Consider the following 26,083-nt stretch of genomic DNA (forward strand, 5'->3'; position numbering starts at 1 on the left):
TGTCCCGATGCCAATCAGTTAAGGCCACGATCGATCTCGGCTAGGCCTATCGACCTGGCCGAACGTTGGCGTGTTCTGGCCCGCCGCGAAGGCCTGGCCCAGTTGGGCCTTCTGCCAGGTTACGCATCGCCTACCGACCATCCGGTCATCGACATATCAATGTATTGATGCAGAGCACGCGTGATCGACGCTGCACTTGGCCCGATCGGCGCGGTCATCAAGATAAGCGAGGAGTATCCCTATTCTTCCTGGGGGTCACCACGGCTTTGGAACGTGCGAGTTCCAGTGGCGTGCAGCTGCCACCTTATCGAGGACTTGACCTGCTCCGGGTTCTGGCCAGGGCCTCTAGGGCGGTTTCGTCGGCGTCGGGGAGGGTGTGTAGGTAGCGCTCGGTTGTGGCGATGGAGGCGTGGCCTAGGCGTTCTTTGACTATTTGGAGGTCGGCGCCGCCGTTGAGGAGCCAGGAGGCGTGGGCGTGGCGTAGGTCGCGCATGGTCGGCCTGAAGTCGAGGCCAGCCGCGGCGATGGCTGGGTTCCAGATGTTGCGGCGGAACCAGTCGTTGGGGATGTGGCCGTCCGTCATGCGCGTGCGGAGGGGGCGCGGGTTGTCTTTGCCGTTGGCGCGGCGGGCGGCTCGGTAGAGGGAGAAGGCGCCTCGGCAGTAGTCACAGCGGCAGCGGCCGGCGGTGTAGCCGCTGAGAGTGCCGTGGTTGTAGGTGCGGCCCTTCTCGTTGGGTTCGGTTCGGCCGAGTGTCTCCGGGTCTGGGATCTCGGTGATGCGGGCTCGGGGCTTGTCCTGGGGCGGCATGTGGAAGAAGAGGTCGTCTCGGGTGAGGCGCGCCGCTCTGATGTGCTCTTCGAGCTTCTCGGTCATCTGGGCGCTGAGCTTGAAGCGGCGGTACTCCTTGTCCTTCGGGTAGTCCTTGACCAGGAAGTGGCCGCCTTCCGGGTGGAACTTCGGGTTGAGCTCCACGACCGTGCGGCTGACCGTGAGGATGCGCGTCTTGAGGTTGAGGTCCTTGGGACGCAGCTCGCTGAGTTCGCCCCAGCGGAGGCCGCTTTCGATCTCGGTCTCGGCGAGGAGGCGGAAGGTGCCTTCGGGGAGGGCGTTGTAGACGTCGTCGAACTGCTCAGGCGTGACGATCTGGAGAGGCTTGCGCGCGATGGGCGGAGACTTCACCCCACGGCAGGGGTGTAGGTAGGTGACCTGGTCGTCCAGTGCCGTGGTGAAAATGGCGCTGAGGATGATCTTGTTGCACTGGATGGTCACGGGCTTCATGCCCTGGTTCTTGAGCTTGGCGATCCAGGCTCGGACGTGCTCGGGGAGGATGTCGACCATCCTCATGCCGCCGAACTCCGGCATGAGGTGCTTGTGGATGGCGTAGGTGTAGCCCTCCCGGGTGCTTGCCTCCATCTCATGGTTCGGGAGCCAGGTGTTCTCGACGTAGTCTCTGAATCGCTGCCTTCCGCGGGCAGGTTCTCCGGTTCTACCTTCCGAGACCTTCACTTCGGCGCGCTGCCATGCTCTGTCCGCTTCTTTCTTGCTCGCAAAGGTCCCAGCAGACCTTCGCTGGCCGCGAATGTCGTCGTAGTAGGCCGTGTAACGAGGCTTGCCGTCCTTACCCATTCTCTTGCGTGTCTGCCCCATCGGCTCTCCGCCTCCCAGGCTTGATCATCTGACCCTCGTTTGACCCCGGACTGCGAGTGATGGCGTGACCCTGGAGATCACACACTGGCAGCCGAACAGGCCATCTACCTGGGATTTTATCGAGATCCAGCGTTTTCTGCGAGCCGCAGAAAACGTACAATATGCCCTTCGGGACGAAGAGGCCGTGGGTTCAAATAGCGCCACCCCGACAGAACTGCATAGGGTTCCAGTGCAGGTCAGGGGCTCGATTCTCGCTTCGAGAGTCGGACCCTTTTCATGCCCGCCGCCCTCGTGCGCATCGTGGCGCGCCTTTTTCTGACGGCCGGGCGCAACGCGTGCGCAGGGCCTGAGTTTCGTTTTACTGCGCACGCCGCTGCGTGAGGGCCTCGCGGACCGCGTTGTGCGTCCGGCTGCAGGTGGGCATATCGCTGCGTCGTCGAGAAATTCTCGTACCCCAAGGGCCAGCGGCCAGTGTGGCCAGGTGGCGGCGGCGGCGCACCAAGTCGCCTCGAGCCGACTGCCCTTATGGGAGGTGCTCGTATTCTGCGGTGCCTTCTTGGGGCCAGCGGTCTTCTATGTGCAGTTGGATTAGTGCGGCATGGGAGAGCGGGCTGGTGGGATCGGTTACGTCGCCGTTGGTGGTGTAGTCCAGGAGGACGACGTTCTTTTTGGCGCGGAGACGCTCGACCAGGTCGGTGACGCGGTGTTCGAGGGTCCATCGGTAGGACGGCAGGTAGATTCGGCGTCGTGCTGTTTCGTAGGGCAGTAGCCGGGTGCCGTGGAGGCCGGTGCGGTGACCTTGGACGGGGCCGTATCGGCGTACTGTCCGCTTCAGTCCCCTCATCGTGGTGATTCGCAACTTCGCCGGGTCTACATCGGCGTTCTGGAAGACCTTGAGGGCCTGCCAGATTCCTTCCACGGACTGGCTGGTCACGCCCTCGCTGTAGGGGACCGGGATGCCGCCGTGCGGGTAGAACGGGCTCAGCCGCACCCATGGTTCTGGAGCCTTGGAGGTCACGTCGATGAAATCCGCGTCGGGGAACGCGGCGGTTAGGGACGCCGTCCCCCGGCGGCGGCTGGCAACGTGGATCGACAACTCACGGCTCCTGCCTCGGTGACGTTAGCCGACAGCATCCCCGATGCCACTGACAGACAGGACGCCGTGAGTTGATTCGCACTCGTCCTTCGCGCCTTGTCAGCGTCGTCCGATGCGCAGGCGACGACGGACCTGATGACCCTGCTGCGAGCCACCGGCAACCGTCTGCCCCCCGGTGACCTCTGTCGGCTAGCGGCGAGCGTGGCGGATCTTCAGGCGGCCGAAGCCCATGGTCCCGGAGATGCGGATCTTTGGGCCGCCCGGGCGGGAGGGCCGACGGGGCTTGTAGTGGGAGTCCTTCCACACGGTGCTCAGGTCCTCGATTTCGACGACCGCGTCGCGTGGAACGGTGATCTTCGCCTTGCCGGTGGTGAGTTGCAGCTCTATGTCGACCACCGGGTGCTCGATGATCGCTCGGGCCAGGTTGAGGTGCACCTCTCCGAACGCCGACTCGACCTTGAGGTTGCGAGGTACCCGCCACGGGCCGCGCCGTCGGATTCGTCCGCTGAGGGCGGTGATCGTGGACGTGTCCGCCCGTTCCTCCGGGAGTGAGGCCAGGGGTGTCGCGAGATCGCCGTGCGTTTCGGCGGTGAGCGCCTGGTGGAGGAGCGCGTCCATCTCCTCGTGCGGGATGTGCCCCAGGGAGTATGCGTCCTGCAGGCGCCGCACGGCCGTGTCGCGGTCTTCTTCGCTGACCGGTCGTGACGGATCGTCCGGTATGGGGGGCACCGGCTCACTCTACTGCCGTACCGGTGATCGCCCTGAAGACGACGTCCCCCAAAAGTCGCGTGGCTGTGCTCGCGATTGTTTCTCCGAGACGACCGCAGGAGATTGGGCTGGGCGGCCCTCCCGCGGCGGATGCAGAGGATGAGGAACTCGCCGCCTCGACTCTCGGCCGGGAGCGCACGAGTCTTGGCCGAGTACGCACGAGCCGGACTCGCCGCCGGCCGGCAGATCGCCGGCCAGCCTCGTTGGCGGGCGCGCCGGCCCCCCGGGCGCCAGGAGTCGCCTGTTCGTCATGGACGCGCCCGCCGGTAGACGGCGAGGCCCGGCGCGCGGGCGCGCGAGCCGGCCGCGGCCACCGGGTCGGGGAGAAATCGTCGCGGTGTCCAGTGCGCGCGGATCTCGACGCGGCGATCAAGACCCATCGGCAATCTCAAATCGTGCGGCGAGATCGAGTACCCGGCGAACGTGATCGTGTCCTGCCAGAAACTGATGGAGCTTCCATTGGCGATGGCGGCGCGTCCCTGACCAACCTCGCCACTGACGCAATACCGGACCTGGACGCAGATGACACCGAGCATGTGAGGACGCCTGGCGTCTCCTAGCGCCACGCGAGGCTGACCACGAGGCGGCACGGGCCGCTGGGTGAGAGGCGGAGCGGCGTGTTGCCGGGCGGGCACAGTGGTCCAAGTACGGCCTCATGGTCCGCGTCCAGTGCAAGTTTCTAGGGTGACGTTCAGCGCATCGCGGAGCATGTCGTCCACGCGGCGCTGTTCATTGCTCTAGGCCACCAGCCTGATCACCCACAGGTGGAGAGCGATGGTACGGCGATCATCCCGTCGATTCCGTTCGGTCTGGCACCTCCATGCCTGGCACGGCCTGCCAACGGCCCGCGAGGCGGCGGCCGAAAGGAGCAGGAGGCGCGCGAGCAGAAACTGCTACGGCGGGCATTCGCGCTGCAAGTTACTCGGCGCGGAGTACTGGCAACAGCCAGAGCGCGGTGTGGGAGCGTTGGGTCAGTGCCAGTAGTCGCGTTCCGGGAGTTGGAGCCACATGTCGGTGGGGCCGGTGAGCGGGCGCGCGTCGGTTGGTCGCAGTCCTGCGTAGGCGAAGCAGAACGCGACGGCATTGTGTTGGTAGAGGTAGGTGAGAAGGACCTCCTCGGCCGTGTCGTTGGCGCCGGCCTCTCCTCCTCCGGGATGCAGGTCCCATGCTTCGAGTACGCCGTCCCGGGCGATTCTTCCCTGGTTTCCGCTCTTCGGGTTGGCGTACATGGCGTAGCACACGGTCCCTTTCGAAAGGGCTTTGGCGACGCCGGGCATGGACGCTCCGTAGGCCCATGGCTGGACGATGGCGCATCCGCCCGGGACGTTGGTCGCGCCGACCACTGAGTCGTCGTAATCGAAGAGGTCCCCGTATTCCTCGGACTCCGGTGCCTCGACCGTCGGCGCCTCCAAGCGCCGGGCGGCATCGTCCGCGCTGATGCCTGCTACACAGGCCAGGCTGAAGCCGTCGTAGTACAGATCGTTCAACGCGCTGATCAGGCGTGGGGCTTCCGCGACCGTTGCGGCTTCGGCTGCCGAAAGCTCGGCGCGGGGCGGCGAGAACAGGTCCGGGTGCGGGCCGGCGAGGGCGAGTCGGCCGGGTGACCAGCCGGCCATCATGGGGCGCCACGGGTCGGCGCCGGCCTCGGCCAGGGCATGGGCGCAGTCGGGACGGTTGTCGAAGACGGCTCTCCAGAGGGCGGTTCGGCCCTGGTCCTCGGCGTCTACGTCCCTTACGTGTCCGGCCAGTTCCGCGACCACTTCGGGGGTGCCGAACCTTACTGCGTAGTCCAGGGGACGGTGATACCCGAATATGAGGGCGTCCGGATCGGCGCCCGCTTCCAGGTTCGCGCGGACCTGGGCGAGGTCGCGCCATGACGTGTTCGCCCATGCGTTGGTGTCCATGGGGACCAGATTGTGGCCCGCAGGTCCGTCATTTCACGCGAGGACGACCTGGGTGGATGCCCGGTCCACGCGGTATGCGGGACGGGAACGGAAATCGGGGGTGCGGCGAAGGGGGTGGTGACGGGCGAGTACTTCGGATGAGGGGTGTGCACGATGGAGATGCGACATTGACCGCTGACTTGGGCCGGGAAGTAGCGGATGCCGAGCTCGTTGCTCGGTTTCGGCGGGATCCGGACGAGTTCACCGCCGTCTACGACCGCTACTTCCCCGACGTGTACCGGTACGCGGTCGGGCGGCTGGACGTGCAGACGGGCGAGGACATCGCCGCGGAGACGTTCTGCGTGGCATTCGCGCAGCGGGACCGCTTCGATCCCGAGCGAGGCGGCCTGCGGCCTTGGCTGTTCGGTATCGCCACGAAGCTGATGGCGCGGCACCGGCGCAAAGAGGCCCGCCATTACAAGGCGCTGATACGGACGGGCGCGACGGCTTCCGTCGAGGGTCACGAAAGTCGCGTGGTCACTTCGGTGGCGGCGCGGCGTCTGCAACCGCAATTGCTCAAGGCCCTTACCAAGCTGAACCAGGGGGAACGCGACGTCGTCCTGCTCATCGCCGTCGGGCAGCTCAGTCATGAGGAAGTGGCCCAGACGCTCGGGATCGCCGACGGCACGGTGCGGTCCCGGCTCAGCCGGGCGCGCAAGAAGTTCCAGCAGATGATCGATCTGGAGGCAATCAATGGATGACCTGCAGCTTCTCGGAGCCACGCTCACCAAGCCGGAGCCTTCCGCCGAAATCATCGAGCGCGGTCGGTACCAACTGCAGAACGCGATGCGTGAACCTGTTCGGCGGCGCCGGGCCTGGCGGCCGGTGCTCGCGATCGGGGTGGCGGCCGCGACGGGGGCCGCGGCGGTCGCCATCGTCACGGGTGGAGGGTCGCCGGACCCGACCAGGGAAGGGACGGCGACCGTCCAGATGTCGGGTCCGCAGGTGCTTCTCGCCGCGGCCACCGTCGCGGAGACCAAGCCGGCGGCCTCGGGCACCTACTGGCACGTCAAGAGCGTCGCGCCGAGCAGCGCCAACATCAAGACCTTCGAGTCCTGGACCACGGCCGACGGCCGGCAGTGGGTCCGCTACGACGGAGGGGCCCTCAAGAGGCTTCCCGGGCGGCATCCCATCACGGTGCGCGGTACCCGCCTCGGGCTCGCGCAGATCGCGGAGCTTCCGACCTCCGCCACCGAGCTGAAGGCGACGCTGCTCAGCAGCAGGACGGCGGGGCAGAAGAGGGCGCAGATCACGGAGGAGACCAACCTGCTGCTCCTGCTGACCGATCTGCTCAGCGACGTTCCGGCACCGCCCAAGGTCCGGGCAGCGGCTCTGCGGGCGCTGGCCACGCTTCCGCACGTCAAGAACCTGGGGAAGGTCCCTGGCGGGCAGAGCCTGCTCTTCGCCGGGGACGGCGGCGGTACCAAGCTGGTGGTCAATCCCAAGACCTCCGAAGTGAACGCCGAAGGCTACGCCGACGTCAACGGAAAGCAGGAGTCGATGGGCGGGATCACCTCCACGTCCAGATGGACCGACACACTCCCCCGGTAGCCGAGGGGCCGCGGTCGTGCGGCTGGTGGACGGCAGATCGGTCACCAGCCGCACGATTCAGGCCGTTTGAGGGGGTGGGTTGGGGTGCAGACTGTCCGGGAGGGCGTCCGTCAGCGGGGGGAGGCGGGGCTGTGAGGTGCTTTCGGCCGGTCGTCGGTGCGGTGTTGGGGCTGGGGCTGCTCGCGGGGTGCGGCGGGGGCGGTGACGGCGGTGATGAGGCGTCGCCGGCTCCCACGAGCGAGCAGACCGCCGCGCAGGGGGCGGCGGTCCGCGGGAAGAAGATCGTGGTTGATCCGGGGCATAACGGGGGGAATGCCACCCACCCCAGGCAGATCAACAAGCAGGTGTCCGTGGGGAACGGGCGTAAGGCCTGTGACACGACCGGGACCGCTACGGCAAGCGGGTACACCGAGCACGCTTTCACCTGGGATCTGGCCAATCGCCTGGCGAAGGTGCTGCGGGACAAGGGAGCAGAGGTCCAGTTCACGCGGGCGAGCGACAACGGGGTCGGGCCCTGCATCACCCGGCGGGCGGCCACCGGGGGACGTGTCGGGGCCGATGCGGCGGTGTCGGTTCACGGGGACGGTGGGCCGCCGTCCGGGCACGGGTTCCACGTCATCGTCCCGGTGGCCGTGGGCGAGAACGCGGGGATCGTGAACGACTCCGTGCGGCTGGGCCAGGCGATCCGTGGGGCGTATCGGTCCGGCACCGGGATTCCCTACTCGACCTACATCGGCGAGAACGGGCTGGATCGGCGCGATGATCTCGGCGGGCTCAACCTGGCCAAGGTGCCTACCGCCTTCATCGAGTGCGGCAACATGACCAATGCGGGGGACGCCGCCAAGATGGAGAGCGCCTCGTTCCGGCAGCGCATGGCCGACTCGATCGCGCAGGGGTTCGAGGTCTACTTCGGTCAGTAGGCGACTGTTTGCCGAGCCATGGGATTGTGGGGCGAAATGTCCGGCTACGTGGAGATGCAACACGTATGTCGGACGAACGGGTGATGAGGATGGCCCACAGGGAAGCCCACAAGGGACCCCACAGCAGGCTGCGCGGCGCGCTCAGCTGGGAGATGCTGCTCGGGTTGGTCGCTACCGCGTTCATCATCTACGTGTGGGCATGGGCGGCGACTCAAGGCGGCCCGCCCTGGTAGAGGGTTGATATCACCGGTATTCGGACTCTAGTAGTGGACGAGATTTCCCGGCAGGATGCGGCGTGCGGGCAGCGCGCCCCCACCGGGAGATCTCATGCAAGTCGTCCTTGTCTTACTGCTGATAGTCCTTTCAGTCGGTGCACTCGTTCTGGTGTACATGCGGCTGGGCTTCTCGGTTAACCGCGTGTTCGCGAGGACGCCGCTATCGACGGTGGCGACGGCGGAACCGGGCGTGTGCCGGCTTGCCGGGCGGGCCGTTGCGCTTGGAGCGGCCCCCGTGAGTGAGGCCAGCGGGCGTGCCTATGTGGCGCGGCGGCTGGCGATCGTCCCCAGCTCGGACGGGTCGGACGGGACGCATCGCTTCGGGCAGGCGGTCGACTTCCTCGTGGACGACGGCAGCGGGATCGCGCTGGTCAAGGGAGCAGGTGGACGTGTCTCCGTGTCTCAGGATTACGAAGCACCGGTGACGACCCTCGACAAGGTTCCCTGGGTCGATGTCCTGTTGCGCTCCGGCGGCTACTACAACGGCTCTCCGACGACCTGCCGCATCCGCCTGTACGAAGGGGTCGTCGAAGACGGGGCACAGGTGGGCGTCCGGGGGCAGGTCGAGGCGCCGGACGACGAGGCCCGCGCGCTGGGGGCCTCCGTGGTGATCCGGGGAACGGCGTCCGATCCGGTCATGATCCGCGCTGAGCGCCGCGAGCCAGCAGCGTCCTGAGGGCCTTCGTCACTTCCGCCGGGGCCTCTTCGGCCATGAAGTGGCCGTAGGGGACGGTTTCGTGGTCGAGGTCGGCGACCCACGCGCGCCATAGGGCGGCGGCGTCGTAGCCCAGGGCGGCTCCCCAGTCCTGCTGGAGGACGGTGACGGGCATCCGCAGCCGATTGCCCGCGGCCAGGTCGGCCTGGTCGTGTTCGATGTCGATGCCCGCGGACGCGCGGTAGTCCGCGACGATCGAAGGGATGGCGTCGCGGCACGCGGCGAGGTAGGCGGTCCGGACGTCGGCGGGGATCGCGGACGGGTCGTTCGTCCACACGTCGAGGAAGTGGCCGAAGAAGGCGTCGGGTGCGCCGGCGATGAGCTGTTCGGGTAGCCCTGGCGGCTGGGCCATCAGGTAGAGGTGGAAGCCCACCGCCGCGGTCACGCCGTGCATCGCGTCCCACATGTCCAGGGTCGGGAGGACGTCGAGGCAGGCGACATGGGTGATCGTGTCGGGGTGGTCGAGGCCGGCGCGGAAGGCGACCAGGGCTCCGCGGTCATGTCCGGCTAGGGCGAAACGGTCGTGGCCTAGGGCTTGGGCAAGGGCGACGATGTCCGCGGCCATGGTGCGCTTGGAGTAGTCGTCGGCGGGCTTGTCACTGTCCCCGTATCCGCGTAGGTCGGGGCAGATGACGGTGTGGTAGGACGCAAGGTCGGCCGCCACGTGACGCCACATCAGGTGCGTTTGCGGGAAGCCGTGCAGTAGGACGATAGGTGTGCCGGTGCCTGCGACCGCCACGTTGAGGGAGACATCCTCTGCGACGGCGACGCGCTTGTAATCGAATCCGTTGAGCATGGTCCTTAGGCTGCTCGACGCGAATGAGCATTCGATGAGCGCGCTATAGCGTGGCTTGCGTGGACGTCGTTTTCGGGGTGCTGGGGCCGGTGACGGCTTGGGACGGCTCCGGCGACGTGATTCCTCTGAAGGGGCCCAGGCATCGGGCCGTGCTGGCCCGGCTCGTCATCGCCCGTGGTCGTGTCGTCCCGGTGACGCGGCTCGTCGACGACCTGTGGACGGTTCCGCCGGCGGACGCGGTCGGCGCCGTCAGGACGTTCGTCGCCGCGCTGCGCCGGGCGCTGGAGCCCGAACGTCCACCGCGGGCTCCGTCCCGGCTCCTGGTCACCGAAGGCCCGGGATACGCCCTGCGCACCGACGCGGTCGACGCCTGGCGCTTCGAGCAGGTGGTCGGTGCCGCAGCCCGCCCACCGGAGGAGACGCTCAAGGGCCTGGACGAGGCCCTGGGGTGGTGGCGCGGCCCCGCCTATGCCGAGTTCGCCGACGACGATTGGGCCCGTGCGGAACGGTCGCGTCTGACCGAACTCCGCCTGCGCGCCGTCGAACGCAGGGCCGAGGCCAAGCTTGAACTGGATCTCGCCGCCGACGCCGTACCGGATCTGGACGCGCACGTCGCCGAGCATCCCTGGCGTGAGGACGCGTGGCGTCTCCTGGCGCTCGCGCTGTACCGCACGGGCCGCCAAGGCGACGCCTTGGCAGTCCTGCAACGGGCACGAGCAATGCTGGTAGAGCAACTGGGCATCGACCCAAGCCCGGCGTTGCGTCGCCTAGAGGAGAACATCCTCCGCCAGAAAGACCCGGACACGGTGTCCCAGGTGTGGGCGGAGGCGGCTGCCGCCTATGACCGCACCGTCGCATCGGGTTCCCGGGCGCGGCTGGAGTCGACGGTCGGCATCCTGCGCAACCTCGCGGTGACCGGTGGCGGCGGGCTGGAGGCGGCGCGCGGGCAGCGCATGGCGGCGATCGCGGCGGCGGAGCGGCTCGGCGACGCGGAGCTGACCGCGCGGGTGATCGGCGCGTACGACGTCCCGGCGATCTGGACGCGCTCGGACGATCCCCGGCAGGCCGCCGAGGTCGTGGCGGCGGCCGAACGCGCCCTCGCCGGGCTACCGGACGGCGGGTCGGGGGCGGCGCGGGCACGGCTGCTGGCCACGATCGCGCTGGAGTCGCGCGGGACCCGCACCGGGCGCGCCCGCGAAGCGGCCGTGGAGGCGGAGCGGATCGCCCGCGGCCTGGACGATCCCGCGCTCCTGGCGTTCACGCTGAACGGCGTGTTCATGCAGACGTTCCACCGCGCGGGGCTGGCGCCGGAACGTGCCGAGATAGGCGCCGAGTTGGTCGACCTCTCCGTCCGGCATGACCTGCACAACTACCTCGTGCTGGGGCATCTCGTCCGGATGCAGGCACGCAGCGCGCTCGCCGACTTCACGGCCGCAGACCTGCACGCGGCGGCGGCGGATCATCTTGCCGAGCGCCACGAGCGGCCGCTGGTCGGCGTGTTCACCACCTGGTACCGGGCGCTGCGGCTCGCCGCGTCCGGCGGGGCGCCGGAGGAGGTCGAGGCCGCCTACCGGGACGCCATCGCACGGCTGGACGGTTCGGGTATGCCCGGCCTCACGGCCGGACTGCCCGCGCTGGCGCGGCTGTCGCTGCGCATGAAGGCGGGGCGGCCCGCGCAGACGGATCCGCACACCGACTGGGGGCCTTACGCACCGTGGGCCCGCCCCCTGGTCCTGCTGGCACAGCAGCGTCCACAGGAGGCCGCCACGGCGCTGCGCAAGGCACCGGAACCGCCCCGCGACCTGCTGTTCGAGGCCCTGTGGTGCCTCCTCGCCCAGGCGGCGATAGCCGCGGATGACCGCCAGACGATGGCCCGCGCCCGCGACGCACTCGCCCCGGCCGCCGAGGAACTGGCCGGGGCAGGCAGCGGACTGGTGGCCTTCGGCCCGGTGGCCCGGCACATGGACGACCTCGACGCCGCACTTCACCGAGCAGGACCAGCGGGCGGTGTCACAGGTCGGGCAGCGGATCCACAGGGAGGTCCTCCCGGGAGAAGACCTCGGCGTCGGCGGCGTTGATCACCGCGACGTACTCGTCATGAACCTCGAAATGGGTGCCCTTGAACTCGATCGTCGCCCCACTTCCGGTCTCCACCGGTCCCAGGCGCGACCCGCGCGGGTAGGTCCCCACACTCCCTTGGGCTTGTTCCTGCTGAAGTACCCGGTGGTGACCACGGTGATCACCCGCACCATGGCGAAGCCGGAACCGGCAGACGCTAGAACCAGCAGGGGCCCGTGCCCCAGGCCCAGGCCCACTCCCACGGGAGGAAGAGGTGGATGCGGCAGGCCAGGTTGCCCCAGACGATGTAGGGGCCGTTCTCGTCCCACCCGATGTCACCTGGGTTCTCCCTCACCTCAGCCTGGAGCGGGGCAGGGAGTTGCTGGATGACGCTCTCCGGAATCTCAGGCTTGGGCTCCGGTGCCGCCTGCGCCGGGACTGCGGTCAGGGTCAGCGCGCCAGAGAGCGCCACGGCGCCCACGGCCATCGTCAGCTTCTTCATGCGCCCGAGTCTGAGCGCGCAGGCCAGGGAAGTCACGCCATCTCGCCAACGAATACTGGCAAGATCCGGCCGGTTCCGTGGCGGAGCTCGAGGTTAGACTCGGTTGCATGAGGACGTTCGCCGCCCAGGAGATGATGCCCCGCTCGCGGGGTCGCTGACGCTGGACGTTCTTCGAGGCCCTGTTCGCGGGGCCTTTTCTCATTGTGGGGCCCCGATTCCCTGGAGGCTCCCTTGAGCACTTACATCACGACGACGATTCCGTACGTCAACGCGCGCCCGCATCTGGGGTTCGCGCTGGAACTCGTCCAAGCGGACGTGCTCGCCCGGCATCGACGCCGCACCGGCGCCGTCCGATTCCAGGCGGGGACGGACGACAACTCGCTGAAGAACGTCCTGGCCGCCGAAGCCGCCGGCGAGAACGTCCAGGAATTCGTCGACCGGCTCGCCGAAGAGTTCGTCGGTCTCGCCAAGCCGCTGTCCCTGTCGGTGGACGACGTCATCCGCACCAGCCGCGACCCCCGGCACCGCGCCGGAGTGGAACGGCTGTGGCGGGCCTGCGCCGACTCCGGCGACCTGTACCGGCGGCACTACGAAGGGCTCTACTGCGTCGGTTGCGAGCAGTTCTACGGCGAGGGCGAGCTCATCGACGGGCGCTGTCCCGAACACGGCACCGTCCCGCAGCGCGTCTCGGAGGAGAACTGGTTCTTCCGCCTGTCCCGGTACGCGGAGAAGTTGCACGACCTCATCAGCAGCGGCGAATTGCGCATAGAACCGCCCGAGCGGCGCAACGAAGTGCTCTCGTTCATCGCCGGCGGGCTCGCCGACTTCTCCGTCTCCCGGTCGACCGAGCGTGCGCGCGGCTGGGGAATTCCGGTGCCGGACGACCCCGGCCAGGTCATTTACGTCTGGTGGGACGCGCTCGGCAACTACATCACCGCACTCGGCTACGGGCAGGACGGTGCCGATTTCCGGCGATGGTGGGCGGGGGACGGCCGCCGCGTCCATCTCGTCGGGAAGGGCGTGCTGCGGTTCCACGCGGTCTACTGGCCGGCGATGCTGCTGTCCGCCGGGCTGCCGCTGCCGGACGAGATCCTGGTGCACGGCTACCTCACCGCCGGCGGGCAGAAGATCAGCAAGTCCGGTGGCGCCACCGTCGATCCCGTCGCGCTCGTGCGGGAGTACGGGGTGGACGCCGTCCGGTGGTGGCTGCTCCGGGAGGTGCCGAAGGCAGGGGACGCCGACTTCACCGTCGAGCGGCTCGTCGCCCGCGCCGACGACGAACTGGCCAACGGGCTCGGGAACCTGGTCAACCGGGTCGTGTCGATGGTCCACCGGTACCGTGACGGCGTCGTCCCCGCCCGCGAGGGCCGCGGCGAGCTGGACGAAGTGTGCCGGGAGGCCCCGGCGCTCGTCGGCGCCGCGCTGGACGACCACGACTTCCGCCGCGCCACCTCCGCGGTCTGGGACATCGTCGACCAGGCCAATCGCCACATCAACCGGGTGCGGCCGTGGGAACTGGCGAAGGCCGGAGACCCGCGGCTGGACGCCGTCCTCGCCGAGCTGGTCGACGCCTGCCGTGCCGTCGCCGAGAACCTGGCGCCCTTCCTGCCCGACGCCGCCGACCGCGTCGCCCGCCAGTGCGCCGGCGACCGGCTCCCGCCCCCGTCCCCGGTGTTCCGCCGCCTCGCCTGACCCTTGCCTGGCCTCAAGGATGTTCCAGCTGGTCAGGCGGTGGTGGGGGCTGGAGGACGATTCGCCGAGCGAAGTTCGTCCTTTGGTCGGTGGCGGGTGGGGGCTGGAGGACGGTTCGCCGAGCGAAGCTCGTCCTTTGATTGGTGGCGGGTGGGGGCTGGAGGACGGTTTACTTGGATGCGGACGTTAGGTGCGGTTCTCTCGGGTAGGGCGTCACCGAGTCTTTTCGTCCGGTGTGTCCGGCGGCGGTCAGCCGCCGAGCCCGCCGAGGGCGGAGCGACCCCCTGAACAGCGAGAGGAGAGCTTGTCGTGACCGACGTTTCGAGCAAGGGATCGCAACCGGGGGACGAGCGTCCGGTGCTGACCAATCGGCAGGGCCACCCGGTCTACGACAACCAGAACCAGCGCACCGTGGGGTCCCGCGGCCCGGCGACGCTGGAGAACTACCAGTTCCTGGAGAAGATGAGCCACTTCGACCGGGAGCGCATCCCGGAGCGCGTGGTGCACGCCCGCGGGAAGACGTCCTACGGCTTCTTCGAGGCGTACGGGAAGTGGGGTGACGAGCCGATCGCGAACTTCACCCGGGCGAAGCTGTTCCAGGAGCAGGGCAAGCGGACGCCGATCGCGCTGCGGTTCTCCACGGTCATCGGCGGGCGCGACTCGGCCGAGACGGCGCGGGACCCGCGCGGTTTCGCCATCAAGTTCTACACCGAGGACGGCAACTGGGACCTCGTCGGGAACAACCTCGCGGTGTTCTTCATCCGCGACGCCATCAAGTTCCCCGACGTCATCCACTCCCTCAAGCCCGACCCGGTGACGTTCCGCCAGGAGCCGGCGCGCATCTTCGACTTCATGTCGCAGAGCCCTGAGTCGATGCACATGCTGGTGAACCTGTTCAGCCCGCGGGGCATCCCGTCCGACTACCGGCACATGCAGGGCTTCGGCGTGAACACCTACAAGTGGGTGAACGAGGCGGGCGAGACGAAGCTCGTGAAGTACCACTGGATGCCGAAGCTGGGCGTGCGGAGCATGACGGAGGCCGACGCGGCGGCGGTCCAGGCCGGCGAGCTGGGGCACGCCAGCAAGGACCTGCACGAGGCCATCGAGCGCGGCGACTTCCCGGAGTGGGAGCTGCTCGTCCAGATGATGGACGACCACGAGCACCCCGAACTGGACTGGGACCCGCTGGACGACACCAAGACGTGGCCGGAGAACGACTTCCCCGCGCTGCCGGTGGGGCGGATCGTCCTCGACCGGAACGTCGAGGACAACTTCGCCGAGAACGAGCAGATCTCGTTCGGCACCGGTGTCCTGGTGGACGGCCTCGACTTCTCCGACGACAAGATGCTCATCGGGCGGACGTTCTCCTACAGCGACACGCAGCGCTACCGGGTGGGGCCGAACTACCTGCAGCTGCCCGTCAACCAGCCCAAGAGCTCCCAGGTCAAGACGAACCAGCGCGACGGGCAGATGACCTACTACGTCGATTCGTCGGGCGAGAACCCGCACGTGAACTACGAGCCGTCCATCACGGGCGGGCTGCGTGAGGGGCAGTTCCCGGCGCAGGACGAGCAGGGCCCCGAGATCAGGGGCCGGGTGACCCGCAAGCGCATCGAGCGGACCAACGACTACAAGCAGGCGGGCCAGCGCTACCTGCTGATGGAGGACTGGGAGCGCGACGACCTCGTCCACAACTTCGTCGCCGCGATCTCCGAGTGCGCGCGTCCCGTCAAGGAGCGCATGGTGTGGCATCTGCTGATGGTCGAGGACGACCTCGGGCTGCGCGTCGGTGAGGGCCTCGGCATCGGCCCGGACGACGTGAAGCACCTGGAGCCGCTCGCCAGCCAGGACCTGACCGACGAGGACCGCAAGCGGCTCTCGAACCTCGGCGGCAACGGGCCGCGGGACGTCAACGGCCTGAAGATGACGCACTGCGTCCCGAACGAAAGGGCGGTCCACGCGAGCTAGCAGACCGGACCGGACGATCCTCCAGGGTGCGGCGCGACGAGCGCCGCGCCCTGGCGTCGTTCAGGCGCCTCTGACGGTGACCCCGGCCGTCGCGCGGGCGCTCTCGACCGCGGCCTTGACGATCTCGTTCTCGGCGCTGAAGGCGGTCTCCATCACCGTGATGTACTCGGCGGTGGGCGGGTAGAGGCGGGCGGCGGCGTTGGCCGTCCGGCGGACGATGACGCGGGCGCCGGTGCGCATCGCGGTCTCGAAGTGGTGGACGTCGTGCCCCGCGCGTGCCTCACCGGCCCCGAGGACGCGGAACGAGTCGAGCACGGCGGTCTTGTCGCGGGCGCCGAGGTAGGCGGAGACGGCGTCGCGGACGAGCGTCCCCACGGCGCCGGCCCGCACGTGCGTGTAGGCGGGCACGCGGAGGCTGATCTCGTGGACGACCTCGGCGGTGATCTCGTCGAGGCGGGCGGTGAGGAACCGCTCCAGATCGGGCTTCATGTGTCGTCCCCCCTTTCGTTGGCGGGCGGGGGCCCGCGCCGACGAGGCAGGCGGCGGGAGCAGGAGGTTGGCCGGGACGATCGGGTCGCGCGAATGGGAGTACGAATATGTTACCGGCGCGTAGGCCAATGTGCCTCCCCTATCTCCGCAAACGTCCGAGACGCGTCACGCGGGGTTGGCCGTCGTCCCTTCCGTGCTCAGCAGGACGATCGTGTCCGCGTGCTCAGGCGCGAGAGCCGAGCGGTTGTGTGAGGCCAGAGCGGCGCGTGTGCCCGCCAAGGAGGCGGCACCGCAAGGCCCTGCCGGCACACCCAGGGAGATGAGGTCGCGGGCGGCCTGGGCGGCGTCAGTGTCGGTGACCGCTACTGCCGCGTCCACGCCTGAGCGGAGGTAGGGCCAGGCGAGGCTCGACGGCGTAGCGCAGTTAAGCCCCGCCATGGACGTCGTCCCAGTCTCGACGGTGACCGGACGGTCGTGGTGCAGGCTCGTCAGCACGCAAGGGGCCGCATCTGGCTCCACGCAGAGCAGGGTGGGCGCGGACCGTCCAGATCTGTAGTGGGTCACAGCAGCCTGGGCCAGCGACCCAACCCCTGCTGGGACGGCGACAAGGCCCGCTGGGGCGGTCCCAGCCGACGCGAGCTGGTCGTCTATCTCGGTGAAGAGGGTGGAGTAGCCGTCCACGATCCACTGCGGGACGCGTTCGTACCCGGGCCACGCGGTGTCCTGGACGAGCACGGCCGACGAGCCGGCGGCGGCCGCGTCCGCCGCGACCCGCACCGCCTCGTCATAGGGCGCCGGTACCTCCGTCACCCCCGCGCCCTCCTCCTTGATCGCGGCCACCGCCGCCGGGTGGACGCCGCCCTGCGGGACGAAGACGTCCGCGGCGAGCCCGAGCAGGCGGGCCATGGCGGCGACCGCCCGGCCGTGGTTGCCGTCCGTCGCGGTGACGAGCCGGACCGGCGGGCGGGCGGCCTCGCGCAGCCGCCCGAGCGGAATGCCGGGCGCCAGCCCGTAGTGGTCGCAGAGCGCCCGGTGAACGCCCCACGAGGCGCCGAGGATCTTGAACGCGGGCAGCCCGAGACGCGCCGACTCGTCCTTCACGAACAGGCGCCCGACCCCGAGCTCGGCCGCGAGCGAAGGCAGTTCGACGAGCGGCGTCGGAGCGTAGCCGGGGAGCCCGCGGTGGAAAGACGCGACGTCCCCCGGAGCCGGCGGGCACGTCCAGGCCCGTGCCGACGGCCGGGCGAACCACGACAGATCAAGCGAAGTGGGAGCTGTGACCATGCATGACACGCTCCCGCAGCCGCCTTTCATCGGTCCAGCGAATGTTTCCGAGGAATAATCATCAGCTCAGCCGATGAATGGGGGACGCCCGTGCTGGACCTTCACCGGCTCCGGCTGCTCCGCGAGCTCAAGCACCGCGGGACGCTCGCCGCCGTCGCCGAGGCCCTCTCCTACAGCCCGTCCTCGATCTCGCAGCAGCTGTCCGTGCTGGAGAGGGAGGCCGGGGTGCCGCTGCTCGAACCCGTGGGGCGGCGCGTCCGGCTGACGGCGCAGGCCGAGATCCTCGTCGCGCACACCGAGGCCGTCCTGGAGCGCCTCGAACGCGCGGAAGCCGACCTCGCCGCGTCGCTGCGCGGCATCGCGGGGGTGCTGCGCGTCGCCGCGTTCCAGACGGCCGCGCTGGCGCTCGTCCCGGACGCGCTCAGCACGCTCCGCGACGCCCACCCGCGGCTCCGCGTCGAGATCACCCAGCGGGAGCCCGAGAGCGCGCTGCCGGGCCTGCTCGCCCGGGACTTCGACCTGGTCATCACCGAGGAGTACCCGGGCGACCCGAGCCCGCGCCCGGCCGGGATCGAGTACGCGGAGCTGGGCGCGGACGAGATCTCCCTCGCCCTCCCCGGACCCGCGCCGCGGGGCACCGGGTTGCGGGAGCTGGCGGAGACGCCGTGGGTCATGGAGCCGGCGGGCACGGCGTCGCGGCTGTGGGCGACGCGGCTCTGCCGCGCGGCGGGGTTCGAGCCGGACGTGCGGTTCGAGTCCACCGACCTGCTGCTGCATCTGCGGCTGGTCGAGCGGGGTCACGCGGCCGCGCTGCTGCCGGGGCTCGTGTGGTCGGGCCGTCCGCCGGCGGTGCCGGTCGTCCGGCTCCCGGAGGAGGACCGGACCCGCCGCCTGTTCACCGCGGCCCGCCGGGGCGGCGGCTCGCACCCGGCGGTGCGGGCCTTCCGGGACGCGCTCGCCGCCGGACTTGCATACCGCGACTAACCTGGGAGGAACTGTTCGTGCGGGCTGCAACCCGCCTCACGGACAGACCGGAACCCCGAGGGCGCACCGGTTCCCGATCCCGACCCCGCGACCGGAGCGCACCGCGTTCAACCGCCGCCCGATTTGGACGGCGGGATTATCCTCGGGCACACGTGCGTTCAACGCTGGAAGGTCCCGCGGCCGGAGTGCGCCCGGCGACCGTGAATCCAGGGGTACAGTCCGTACCAAGTCGGATCCAAAAGCCCAGGTCACAGCCCCGAGCCTGGGCGGCGCAGCCGCGGAAGCACCATTCCGTTCCGATAATCCGATACCCGCACGGGAGAGCCCGTCCTACGGGCCTACCCAGGGACGACCCCGCCTCGGTTCGGGGTTTTCCCTTATGGCGATTAATCCGCCCGGCGGGCAGAGTCATATATGGCAGCAGGGGGACGAGGCCCCCTCCGCAGGAAGAAGGCACACGATGTCGAACACCCCTCTCCCCTCGCCGACGAACGCCTCGCCGACGATCCCCTCGCTGACGGCCGCCGAGCTGGCCGAGGTCCTGTTCTGCAGCGGGCTGCAGGAGTCCGACCACCCCACCGCCGAGCAGGTCCGCGCCGCCATCGAGGCCAGGCTCGGCGCCTGCGGCGGCGACCGCCACGCCTGCCTCGCCGTCGTCGCCCAGGAGGCCGGCGACCACCCGGAGACGTACCTCGCCCGGATGCGCTGGGCCCTCACCACCGTGTCCGAGACGTACCGCGGCGACCTCGCCGCCGCCTGACCGTCCCGGCACCCCCGGACGAACGGCGTCCCCCGCGATCAGCACCCCCGGACGAACAGCACCACCGCAAGATCAGCGCCACCCCGCGAACAGGGCCACCGCACGGACAGGGAGGAAGCCCGATGCGTTCACCGTTCACCGACCGCCGCGAGGACATCGTCCCGCGTTCGCTCCGCGACCTGCTCGCCACCGAGGCGGCGCAGGCCCCGCGGCCGGCGGACGACAGGCGCCGCCGCCGACAACGCCGGACCATGACCAACCGCCGCGTGGCCTAGGGCCGCGGCCGCCCGGCCCCACCGCCCACCGGGGTCAGTGCCGCGACTTCGTCTTCCGCGTCTTCTTGATCTTCGTCTTGCCGCCGTCCGACTCCCACTCGTACCCGGCCGCGCCGCGCTCGCAGTAGCTGTTGCTGACCCGCCGGTCGGTCGCGTCGTGCTCGCACCACCGGTTCTCGCCCCCGCACGCGGTCAGGCCCCCCACCGCGACCACGAGGGTCAGCGCGAGGGTCACCGGACGTGTCTTCGCCATCTTCGGCCTCTCTATGCGACGGTCATGCCAGCGACAGGGTGTCACTGGCGTGGCTCTGACGTGCGGAGCCGACGAAAGCGTTCCCCCGCGGACAGCTCGGGACGTGACCGCCTCCGGCCGCGAACTATGCTGGCGGCCGTGAGCGATCAGCCGACGGACGACCATGACGGCCAACCCGGCGACGGCGGCCGCGAGTACCGCATCGGCGAACTCGCGCAGGCCGCGGGCGTACCGGTGCGGACGCTGCGCTACTACCAGGAGCGCAGGCTGCTGCCGCCCCCGCGCCGCGAAGGGCGCATCGGGCTGTACTCCGAGGACCACCTCGCGCGGCTGCGCATGATCGCGAACCTGCTCGACCGCGGCCACACCCTCGAAGGCATCCGCGAGCTGCTCTCGGCGTGGGAGCAGGGCCGCGACATCGGCGCCGTCCTCGGCGTCGAGAAGGCCGTCACGACGCCGTGGTCGCGCGAGGTCCCGGTGACGATGACGCTGGACGAGCTGGCGGCGCTGTTCCCGGGCCAGGTCGACGCGGAGTCCGTGGAGCGGGCCGTCGCGCAGGGCCACATCGAGATCGACGGCGACCGCGTCACCCACTGGAGCCGCCGCCAGCTGGAGGCGACGGTGACGCTCGTCCAGGCCGGGGTGCCGCTGGAGGAGATCCTGTCGGCCGGGCTGGAGCTCCAGCGCACCATGGACGACCTCGCGGCGATGTTCCTCCGGATGATCGCCACGCACGTCGTCGGGCGCATCGACGAGCAGGACCTCGGCGAGCTGACCGAGACCCTCGCGCGGCTGCGTCCGGGAGCGCAGGTCACCGTGGAGGCGGGCTTCGCCCGCGCCATGGACCGGCAGGTCCGCGCCGCGATCGACCAGCTGCTCGGCCGCTTCGCCGCGCCCTGAGCGCCCCCGGCGGGCACGCCCCGGACGCCGGGGGTTCCCCCGCACGTCCGGTCGGCCGCAATACTGGGGGGATGGTCGACGACGAACGCTGGAAGGCGAGATTCCGCGCCGCCGGGATGAGCCTGCCCCGATGGGCCAGAGACGCCCCGAGCCACAGCATCTACCGGTCGAACGTCACCGGAACCTGGGAGATCTACACGTGGGACCGTGACACCGGCGAGCGCCGCCAGGTGACCGACCGCCCGAACGGCACCTGGATCGGCACCATCGACCCGTCCGGCGAATGGGTCTGGTGGTTCGCCGACACCGACGGCGACGAGTTCGGCGTCTGGAAGCGCGTGCCGTTCGGCGCGGAGGAGGGGGCCGAGAGCGTCCCCGCCGTCACGGGCCTGGAGCCGTCCTATCCGGCCGGCCTGTGCCTGGGCCGCACCGGCCTCGCCGTCGTCGGGCGGACGACGGAGGACGGCAACACGATCCACCTCTGCCAGGCCGGTGCGGAGCCCGAGGTGCTCTACCACCACGCGGAGGACGCGCACGTCGCCGCGCTGTCCCGCGGCGAGAGCCTGATCGCGATCGGGCACAGCGAGCACGGCGACAGCCGCCACATGGCGCTGCGCGTGGTGCGGCCGGACGGCACCACGGTCGCGGACCTGTGGGACGGCCCCGGCAAGGGCGTCCACGCCGCCGGGTTCGCCCCCGTCGAGGGGGATTCGCGGCTGCTGGTGAACCACGAGCGGCGCGGCCGCGACGAGATGCTGATCTGGGATCCGGTCGTCGGCACCGAGCAGGAGATCGTCCTCGACCTGCCCGGCGAGATCGGCGCGGCCTGGTACCCGGACGGGACGGCGCTGCTGATCGCCCACTCGCACGAGGCCCGGGACGAGCTGTACCGGTACGACCTGGCGACCGGAGGCCTGACCGGGATCGAGACGCCGCGCGGGGTGATCGGCGGGGCCGACGTCCGGCCGGACGGGACGATCGAGTACTCCTGGTCGTCGGCCGCCGAGCCGCCGGTGATCAGGTCCACGTCGGGCGAGGTCGTGCTCACGCCCCCCGGGCCGCCCGCTCCCCCGTCCGTGCCCGTCGAGGACGTGTGGGTGGACGGCCCCGGCGGCCGCATCCACGCGCTGGTCAGCAAGCCCGAGGGCGACCGTCCGTTCCCGGCGGTGTTCGACGTCCACGGCGGGCCCACCGCGCAGGACGACGACTCGTTCCGGCCCGCGGTCGCCGCCTGGGTGGACCACGGGTTCGCCGTCGTCCGCGTCAACTACCGGGGCTCGACCGGGTACGGGTCGGAGTGGCGCGACGCGATCGAGGGACGCGTCGGCCTCACCGAGCTGGAGGACATCAAGGCCGTCCGCGACTGGGCCGTGTCCAGCGGGCTCGCCGACCCGGAGCGGCTCGTGCTGACCGGCGGGTCGTGGGGCGGGTTCCTCACCCTGCTCGGCCTCGGCACCCAGCCGGACGGCTGGAGCGTCGGCGTCGCCGCCGTCCCCGTCGCCGACTACGTCGCCGCGTACGAGGACGAGATGGAAGGGCTGCAGGCGTTCGACCGGTCGCTGTTCGGCGGCTCCCCCGACGAGGTCCCGGACCGCTACCGCGAGTCGTCGCCGATCACGTACGTCTCCGAGGTCAAGGCCCCCGTGCTGGTCCTCGCCGGGGAGAACGACCCGCGCTGCCCGATCCGGCAGATCGACAACTACCTGGCGCGGCTGGACGAGATGGGCCATCCGCACGAGGTGTACCGGTACGACGCCGGGCACGGCTCCCTCGTCGTCGAGGAGCGGATCACCCAGATGGCGGCCGAAATCGGCTTCGCCCGAAAGCATCTAGGTATGTCGTGATCCTCCCGGGGGCGGGCGGTGGCCCCGCCCGCCCCCGGCGTTTACAAGATCGAAGGCAGGGCACGCCTCCCACCGGCCGCGAGTGATCAAGGAGCCGGTACGGAGCCGGCCCGCCCCCCGGCGGCCGCTGACCGGGGGGATTCACGTGAAACATCTTCAGCGCGTCCATGGGCTCGTCCGGCATGCCGTCGGCCGCCGAAAACCCGTGCCGCACGGCCCGGCGTTCCGGTTGACGGCCCTGGTGACGGGGCTGGCCGTCGCCACCACGACCCTCGCCGTCACGGCGCCGGCCGCGTCCGCGGCCGGGAAATCGCCGCCGCACCGGCCCGCGTCGGCGGCCAAGACGACCCTGGCACGCGCCGCCGCGCTCATGACGTTCCGCCGGCCCGCCTCCGCGGCCCGGGCGAGCGACCAGGCGTTCCGCACATCCGGACGGCAGCGGACGCGAGCCAGGCCGCCCCTGATGCCGGCGCTCACCGGCCCGTCTCCCGGCCCGCGGGTGACGACCACCGCACCTCCGGACGTCCCGCCGCAGAACAACACGTCCCAGGACGGAAAACCGGCGGAGGCCACCACGTCCGGAACGGTGGAGCCGGGAACCCTGCCGGAGGGCATCCCCGAGTCACGCCGCGTGGATCACCGGTTCGCCGAGGTGGTCCTGCGCGCGAACGGGATCCGCCGACGCTCGACGGGCGGGTGCTCCGACCGGATGATACGGACCTGCACGTCGTTCGAGCAGATCCGCTGGGGGACGATCAAGGGCCTGGTCCGCTTCGCGAGGTCGAGCGGCTGCGACATCGTCGTGACCGGCGGCACCGAGCGCGGCCACGCGGGCGGCCCCTACAGCCACTGGAACGGCTACAAGGCCGACATCTCGCCGAACCGCTGCGTCGACGACGCGGTCGAGCGGCACCCGTTCGCCGGCGTCCGCGGGGACGGCGCGAGGCTCTACCGCTCGCCCGACGGCGCCCTCTTCGCCCGCGAGAGCGACCACTGGGACATCACCTTCCGCTGATCCGGCCGCCGGGCACGGTCAGGCGCGGACCTCGCGGATGATCCCGACGAGCTCCCGGGTCACCGACTTGAAGCCCGGTATGCGCGACATCGACACCATGCGGTTGACCAGCGGGACGGTCCGCTCGACCAGCAGGTACGTCTTGCGGCAGCCCGGCGAGCTGTCGTGCACCCAGTACAGGACGATGCCCATCGAGTAGATCCACAGCAGCTCGGGCAGCTCCGCCCGGAACTCCCTGTCGATCTTCAGGTCGGAGCCCTCCACGACCTCGCGGTAGATCGCCACCGCCGAGTCGCGCGCCGGGCCCGACTCGGCGCTGAACGGGTTGAGCGGGCTGGTCGGCTCGGCGGCGAACTTGAAGAACTTCCCGGCGAACTCGTGGTACGGGACCATCGTGTCGACCCGGGCCCTCAGCACGCCGAGCAGCCGGGGCGCGAACTCCGTCTCGGCGTCCAGGACGGCCCGGCAGGCCGCGACGTGCTCCTCCTGCAGCTCGTCGTAGTACGCCTGGATCAGCTCTTCCTTGGACCCGAAGTAGTAGTAGGCGTTGCCGACCGAGACGCCCGCCTCCTTGGCGATGGCCCGCATCGTCGTCGCCTCGTACCCGCGCTCCCGGAACAGGCGCAGCGCCGTCTCGACGATCAGGCGCCGCGTCTGCTCGGACTTCACGGCCTTCGTCTCGGTCACGCATGCCACCCTAAAGCCCGCCGCGACGTCCGGCTCACCCCCGCACAGCCCGCCACGCCACCCGACCTCCCAACGCCCCACCACAGACCTTCCCCACAAAACCACAGGTCAACGGGCTGCGAGCCGTCGAGTGAGCCGCAGCCGGGCAGGCTCCGGCCACGCGGACCTGGGCATGCGAAACCCGCGCAGGACCGGTCGGACGAGTAGCGCCCGCACAGGCCGGCAACGTGAACGGCGCGCGGGCGTGGGGTGCGCCGGCCGGCGCGGGCCACCGGTGGGTCAGCGGCCGGTGCCGCCGTAGACGACGGCCTCGACCTGCTCGGAGTCGAGGTCGAAGGCGTGGTGGGCGGCGACGACGGCGGCGTCGATGTCGTCCTGGGCGACGACGACCGAGATCCGGATCTCCGAGGTGGAGATCATCTCGATGTTGACCCCGGCATCGGCGATCGCGGTGAAGAGCTTGGCCGTGACGCCCGGGTGCGAGCGCATGCCCGCGCCGATCAGCGAGACCTTGCCGATCCGGTCGTCGTAGCGGAGCGACTCGAACCCGATGCGCTCCTTCAGCTTGTTCAGGGCGGTCAGCGCGCTCTGCCCGTCGGTGGACGGCAGCGTGAACGAGATGTCGGTGCGCCCGGTGGACGCGGCCGACACGTTCTGCACGATCATGTCGATGTTGATCTCGGCGTCGGACAGCACGCTGAAGATCGCGGCGGCCTCACCGACCTTGTCCGGCACCCCCACCACCGTGATCTTGGCTTCGCTCCGGTCGTGCGCGACGCCGGAGATTATCGCCTGCTCCATGTCCTGTCCTTCGATGTCGCTGCTGTCGACGACCCACGTACCCTCCTTCTGACTGAACGAGGACCGCACGTGGATCGGGATGTTGTACCGGCGCGCGTACTCCACGCAGCGCAGATGCAGGATCTTCGCACCGTTCGCCGCCATCTCCAGCATCTCCTCGTAGGAGATCTTCGGGACCTTGCGGGCGGCGGGGACGATGCGCGGGTCCGCGGTGAAGACCCCGTCGACGTCGGAGTAGATCTCGCAGACGTCGGCGTCCAGCGACGCGGCCAGCGCGACGGCGGTGGTGTCGGAGCCGCCGCGGCCGAGCGTGGTGATGTCCTTGGTGTTCTGCGACACGCCCTGGAAGCCGGCGACGATGCAGATCGAGTCCTCGTCCAGCGCCGTCCTGATCCGGCCGGGCGTCACGTCGATGATCTTGGCTTTGCCATGCGAGCCGTCGGTGATCACACCCGCCTGGGAGCCGGTGAACGAGCGGGCCTCGTGGCCCAGGTTCGCGATGGCCATGGCGAGCAGCGCCATGGAGATGCGCTCGCCGGCGGTGAGCAGCATGTCCAGCTCACGGCCCGGCGGCAGGGGACTGACCTGCTTGGCCATATCGATGAGATCATCCGTCGTGTCGCCCATGGCGGAGACCACGACCACCACGTCGTTGCCCGCCTTCTTCGTTGCGACGATGCGCTGGGCGACCCGCTTGACGCCATCGGCGTCGGCGACGGAGGAGCCACCGTACTTCTGCACGACAAGAGCCACGAGTGGGCGCTCCTCGAATCGGGATCGGCGTACCGAGCAAAGAGTCTACAGAGCGCACCGAACTGGATAACGGGCAGGTAACCGGTGCGGACACCGCGTGCCCGCA

General features: G+C 69.8%; 26 protein-coding genes. 14 read left to right on the top strand and 12 right to left on the bottom strand.

The features are described 5' to 3' along the window. Nucleotides 1-304: 304 nt before the first annotated feature. The 5 genes from IEZ03_RS29000 to IEZ03_RS29020 form a co-directional block, all read right to left on the bottom strand. The gene (locus IEZ03_RS29000; RefSeq protein ID WP_184890083.1) at nucleotides 305-1,648 is read right to left on the bottom strand and encodes a tyrosine-type recombinase/integrase; all 1,344 of its coding nucleotides are present in this window, start codon (nucleotides 1,646-1,648) and stop codon (nucleotides 305-307) included. 523 nt (nucleotides 1,649-2,171) lie between these two features. Beyond that, nucleotides 2,172-2,744, bottom strand: coding sequence for a DUF6939 family protein (locus IEZ03_RS29005; RefSeq protein ID WP_184890084.1), 573 nt, complete (start codon nucleotides 2,742-2,744; stop codon nucleotides 2,172-2,174). Between the two features lie 189 nt (nucleotides 2,745-2,933). Beyond that, nucleotides 2,934-3,473 carry a DUF1707 SHOCT-like domain-containing protein gene (locus IEZ03_RS29010; protein WP_184890085.1) on the bottom strand — a complete coding sequence of 180 codons (540 nt, stop codon included), beginning with the start codon at nucleotides 3,471-3,473 and terminating at the stop codon, nucleotides 2,934-2,936. 287 nt (nucleotides 3,474-3,760) lie between these two features. Then, nucleotides 3,761-4,048: a hypothetical protein gene (locus tag IEZ03_RS29015; protein WP_184890086.1), complete on the bottom strand. Its 288-nt coding sequence runs from the start codon at nucleotides 4,046-4,048 to the stop codon at nucleotides 3,761-3,763. 435 nt (nucleotides 4,049-4,483) lie between these two features. Then, entirely contained in the window at nucleotides 4,484-5,416 is a 933-nt protein-coding gene (locus tag IEZ03_RS29020) for an ankyrin repeat domain-containing protein (RefSeq protein ID WP_184890087.1), read from the bottom strand. A gap of 167 nt (nucleotides 5,417-5,583) precedes the next feature. Here IEZ03_RS29020 and IEZ03_RS29025 point away from each other — a divergent pair, with 167 nt between their 5' ends. The 5 genes from IEZ03_RS29025 (at nucleotide 5,584) to IEZ03_RS29045 (ending at nucleotide 8,877) form a co-directional block, all read left to right on the top strand. Next, entirely contained in the window at nucleotides 5,584-6,156 is a 573-nt protein-coding gene (locus IEZ03_RS29025; RefSeq protein ID WP_184890088.1) for an RNA polymerase sigma factor, read from the top strand. Then, the gene (locus IEZ03_RS29030) at nucleotides 6,149-7,006 is read left to right on the top strand and encodes a CU044_5270 family protein (RefSeq protein WP_184890089.1); all 858 of its coding nucleotides are present in this window, start codon (nucleotides 6,149-6,151) and stop codon (nucleotides 7,004-7,006) included. The genes IEZ03_RS29025 and IEZ03_RS29030 overlap by 8 nt, the downstream gene beginning before the upstream one ends. A gap of 161 nt (nucleotides 7,007-7,167) precedes the next feature. Next, nucleotides 7,168-7,926, top strand: coding sequence for an N-acetylmuramoyl-L-alanine amidase (locus IEZ03_RS29035; RefSeq protein ID WP_229808656.1), 759 nt, complete (start codon nucleotides 7,168-7,170; stop codon nucleotides 7,924-7,926). Nucleotides 7,927-8,015: 89 nt separating this feature from the next. Continuing rightward, on the top strand, nucleotides 8,016-8,159 hold the full coding sequence (locus tag IEZ03_RS29040) for a hypothetical protein (RefSeq protein ID WP_184890091.1): 144 nt from the start codon (nucleotides 8,016-8,018) through the stop codon (nucleotides 8,157-8,159). Between the two features lie 151 nt (nucleotides 8,160-8,310). Further along, nucleotides 8,311-8,877 carry a hypothetical protein gene (locus IEZ03_RS29045; RefSeq protein WP_184890092.1) on the top strand — a complete coding sequence of 189 codons (567 nt, stop codon included), beginning with the start codon at nucleotides 8,311-8,313 and terminating at the stop codon, nucleotides 8,875-8,877. On the opposite strand, the gene IEZ03_RS29050 is transcribed toward IEZ03_RS29045, so the two are convergent. Then, nucleotides 8,837-9,712 carry an alpha/beta fold hydrolase gene (locus tag IEZ03_RS29050; RefSeq protein WP_184890093.1) on the bottom strand — a complete coding sequence of 292 codons (876 nt, stop codon included), beginning with the start codon at nucleotides 9,710-9,712 and terminating at the stop codon, nucleotides 8,837-8,839. The genes IEZ03_RS29045 and IEZ03_RS29050 overlap by 41 nt on opposite strands. Before the next feature lie 59 nt (nucleotides 9,713-9,771). On the opposite strand from IEZ03_RS29050, the gene IEZ03_RS29055 reads away from it, so the two are divergent. Continuing rightward, nucleotides 9,772-11,790: an AfsR/SARP family transcriptional regulator gene (locus IEZ03_RS29055; protein WP_184890094.1), complete on the top strand. Its 2,019-nt coding sequence runs from the start codon at nucleotides 9,772-9,774 to the stop codon at nucleotides 11,788-11,790. Nucleotides 11,791-11,987: 197 nt separating this feature from the next. Here IEZ03_RS29055 and IEZ03_RS29060 read toward each other — a convergent pair whose 3' ends face one another. Continuing rightward, nucleotides 11,988-12,272 (bottom strand): hypothetical protein, encoded by a 285-nt coding sequence (locus IEZ03_RS29060; protein WP_184890095.1) that lies wholly within the window; start codon nucleotides 12,270-12,272, stop codon nucleotides 11,988-11,990. A gap of 231 nt (nucleotides 12,273-12,503) precedes the next feature. Here IEZ03_RS29060 and IEZ03_RS29065 point away from each other — a divergent pair, with 231 nt between their 5' ends. Continuing rightward, nucleotides 12,504-13,964, top strand: coding sequence for a methionine--tRNA ligase (locus IEZ03_RS29065; protein ID WP_184890096.1), 1,461 nt, complete (start codon nucleotides 12,504-12,506; stop codon nucleotides 13,962-13,964). A 309-nt stretch (nucleotides 13,965-14,273) separates the two neighbouring features. Beyond that, nucleotides 14,274-15,932: a catalase gene (locus IEZ03_RS29070; RefSeq protein ID WP_184890097.1), complete on the top strand. Its 1,659-nt coding sequence runs from the start codon at nucleotides 14,274-14,276 to the stop codon at nucleotides 15,930-15,932. A gap of 60 nt (nucleotides 15,933-15,992) precedes the next feature. Here the strand turns inward: IEZ03_RS29070 and IEZ03_RS29075 are convergent, their stop codons facing one another. Then, entirely contained in the window at nucleotides 15,993-16,421 is a 429-nt protein-coding gene (locus IEZ03_RS29075) for a PucR-like N-terminal domain-containing protein (RefSeq protein WP_184890098.1), read from the bottom strand. Between the two features lie 165 nt (nucleotides 16,422-16,586). Next, entirely contained in the window at nucleotides 16,587-17,705 is a 1,119-nt protein-coding gene (locus IEZ03_RS29080; RefSeq protein ID WP_184890099.1) for a diaminopropionate ammonia-lyase, read from the bottom strand. A gap of 90 nt (nucleotides 17,706-17,795) precedes the next feature. Between IEZ03_RS29080 and IEZ03_RS29085 the strand changes: the two genes are divergently transcribed. The 3 genes from IEZ03_RS29085 to IEZ03_RS29095 all read left to right on the top strand — a co-directional run bounded on the left by IEZ03_RS29085 (nucleotide 17,796) and on the right by IEZ03_RS29095 (nucleotide 19,724). Continuing rightward, nucleotides 17,796-18,689: a LysR family transcriptional regulator gene (locus tag IEZ03_RS29085; RefSeq protein WP_184890100.1), complete on the top strand. Its 894-nt coding sequence runs from the start codon at nucleotides 17,796-17,798 to the stop codon at nucleotides 18,687-18,689. Nucleotides 18,690-19,149: 460 nt separating this feature from the next. Further along, complete coding sequence (locus IEZ03_RS29090) at nucleotides 19,150-19,449, top strand: hypothetical protein (RefSeq protein WP_184890101.1); 300 nt, start codon at nucleotides 19,150-19,152, stop codon at nucleotides 19,447-19,449. Between the two features lie 122 nt (nucleotides 19,450-19,571). Beyond that, entirely contained in the window at nucleotides 19,572-19,724 is a 153-nt protein-coding gene (locus IEZ03_RS29095) for a hypothetical protein (RefSeq protein ID WP_184890102.1), read from the top strand. 34 nt (nucleotides 19,725-19,758) lie between these two features. Here IEZ03_RS29095 and IEZ03_RS29100 read toward each other — a convergent pair whose 3' ends face one another. After that, on the bottom strand, nucleotides 19,759-19,977 hold the full coding sequence (locus tag IEZ03_RS29100; protein ID WP_184890103.1) for a hypothetical protein: 219 nt from the start codon (nucleotides 19,975-19,977) through the stop codon (nucleotides 19,759-19,761). Nucleotides 19,978-20,115: 138 nt separating this feature from the next. Here IEZ03_RS29100 and IEZ03_RS29105 point away from each other — a divergent pair, with 138 nt between their 5' ends. The 3 genes from IEZ03_RS29105 to IEZ03_RS38240 all read left to right on the top strand — a co-directional run bounded on the left by IEZ03_RS29105 (nucleotide 20,116) and on the right by IEZ03_RS38240 (nucleotide 23,736). Further along, nucleotides 20,116-20,877, top strand: a complete 762-nt coding sequence (locus IEZ03_RS29105) for a MerR family transcriptional regulator (protein WP_229808657.1) — start codon at nucleotides 20,116-20,118, stop codon at nucleotides 20,875-20,877. A 71-nt stretch (nucleotides 20,878-20,948) separates the two neighbouring features. Then, entirely contained in the window at nucleotides 20,949-22,721 is a 1,773-nt protein-coding gene (locus tag IEZ03_RS29110) for a S9 family peptidase (RefSeq protein ID WP_184890105.1), read from the top strand. A gap of 145 nt (nucleotides 22,722-22,866) precedes the next feature. Then, the gene (locus tag IEZ03_RS38240) at nucleotides 22,867-23,736 is read left to right on the top strand and encodes a hypothetical protein (RefSeq protein ID WP_221480940.1); all 870 of its coding nucleotides are present in this window, start codon (nucleotides 22,867-22,869) and stop codon (nucleotides 23,734-23,736) included. An 18-nt stretch (nucleotides 23,737-23,754) separates the two neighbouring features. Here IEZ03_RS38240 and IEZ03_RS29120 read toward each other — a convergent pair whose 3' ends face one another. Together IEZ03_RS29120 and IEZ03_RS29125 are read right to left on the bottom strand one after the other, a co-directional pair. Continuing rightward, the gene (locus IEZ03_RS29120) at nucleotides 23,755-24,423 is read right to left on the bottom strand and encodes a TetR/AcrR family transcriptional regulator (RefSeq protein WP_184890106.1); all 669 of its coding nucleotides are present in this window, start codon (nucleotides 24,421-24,423) and stop codon (nucleotides 23,755-23,757) included. Between the two features lie 279 nt (nucleotides 24,424-24,702). Next, complete coding sequence (locus IEZ03_RS29125; RefSeq protein ID WP_184890107.1) at nucleotides 24,703-25,977, bottom strand: aspartate kinase; 1,275 nt, start codon at nucleotides 25,975-25,977, stop codon at nucleotides 24,703-24,705. Nucleotides 25,978-26,083 lie beyond the last annotated feature (106 nt).

This window comes from Actinomadura livida (genome assembly GCF_014648675.1).
GTDB lineage: Bacteria > Actinomycetota > Actinomycetes > Streptosporangiales > Streptosporangiaceae > Spirillospora > Spirillospora livida.

Excerpts from the sequence above, each read along its gene's own strand:
- IEZ03_RS29000 (WP_184890083.1), bottom strand. The coding sequence starts at position 1,648 with ATGGGGCAGACACGCAAGAGAATGGGTAAGGACGGCAAGCCTCGTTAC.
- IEZ03_RS29015 (WP_184890086.1), bottom strand. The coding sequence starts at position 4,048 with ATGCTCGGTGTCATCTGCGTCCAGGTCCGGTATTGCGTCAGTGGCGAG.
- IEZ03_RS29020 (WP_184890087.1), bottom strand. The coding sequence starts at position 5,416 with ATGGACACCAACGCATGGGCGAACACGTCATGGCGCGACCTCGCCCAG.
- IEZ03_RS29030 (WP_184890089.1), top strand. The coding sequence starts at position 6,149 with ATGGATGACCTGCAGCTTCTCGGAGCCACGCTCACCAAGCCGGAGCCT.
- IEZ03_RS29040 (WP_184890091.1), top strand. The coding sequence starts at position 8,016 with ATGGCCCACAGGGAAGCCCACAAGGGACCCCACAGCAGGCTGCGCGGC.
- IEZ03_RS29050 (WP_184890093.1), bottom strand. The coding sequence starts at position 9,712 with ATGCTCAACGGATTCGATTACAAGCGCGTCGCCGTCGCAGAGGATGTC.
- IEZ03_RS29060 (WP_184890095.1), bottom strand. The coding sequence starts at position 12,272 with ATGAAGAAGCTGACGATGGCCGTGGGCGCCGTGGCGCTCTCTGGCGCG.
- IEZ03_RS29075 (WP_184890098.1), bottom strand. The coding sequence starts at position 16,421 with ATGAAGCCCGATCTGGAGCGGTTCCTCACCGCCCGCCTCGACGAGATC.
- IEZ03_RS29080 (WP_184890099.1), bottom strand. The coding sequence starts at position 17,705 with ATGGTCACAGCTCCCACTTCGCTTGATCTGTCGTGGTTCGCCCGGCCG.
- IEZ03_RS29090 (WP_184890101.1), top strand. The coding sequence starts at position 19,150 with ATGTCGAACACCCCTCTCCCCTCGCCGACGAACGCCTCGCCGACGATC.
- IEZ03_RS29095 (WP_184890102.1), top strand. The coding sequence starts at position 19,572 with ATGCGTTCACCGTTCACCGACCGCCGCGAGGACATCGTCCCGCGTTCG.
- IEZ03_RS29100 (WP_184890103.1), bottom strand. The coding sequence starts at position 19,977 with ATGGCGAAGACACGTCCGGTGACCCTCGCGCTGACCCTCGTGGTCGCG.
- IEZ03_RS29110 (WP_184890105.1), top strand. The coding sequence starts at position 20,949 with ATGGTCGACGACGAACGCTGGAAGGCGAGATTCCGCGCCGCCGGGATG.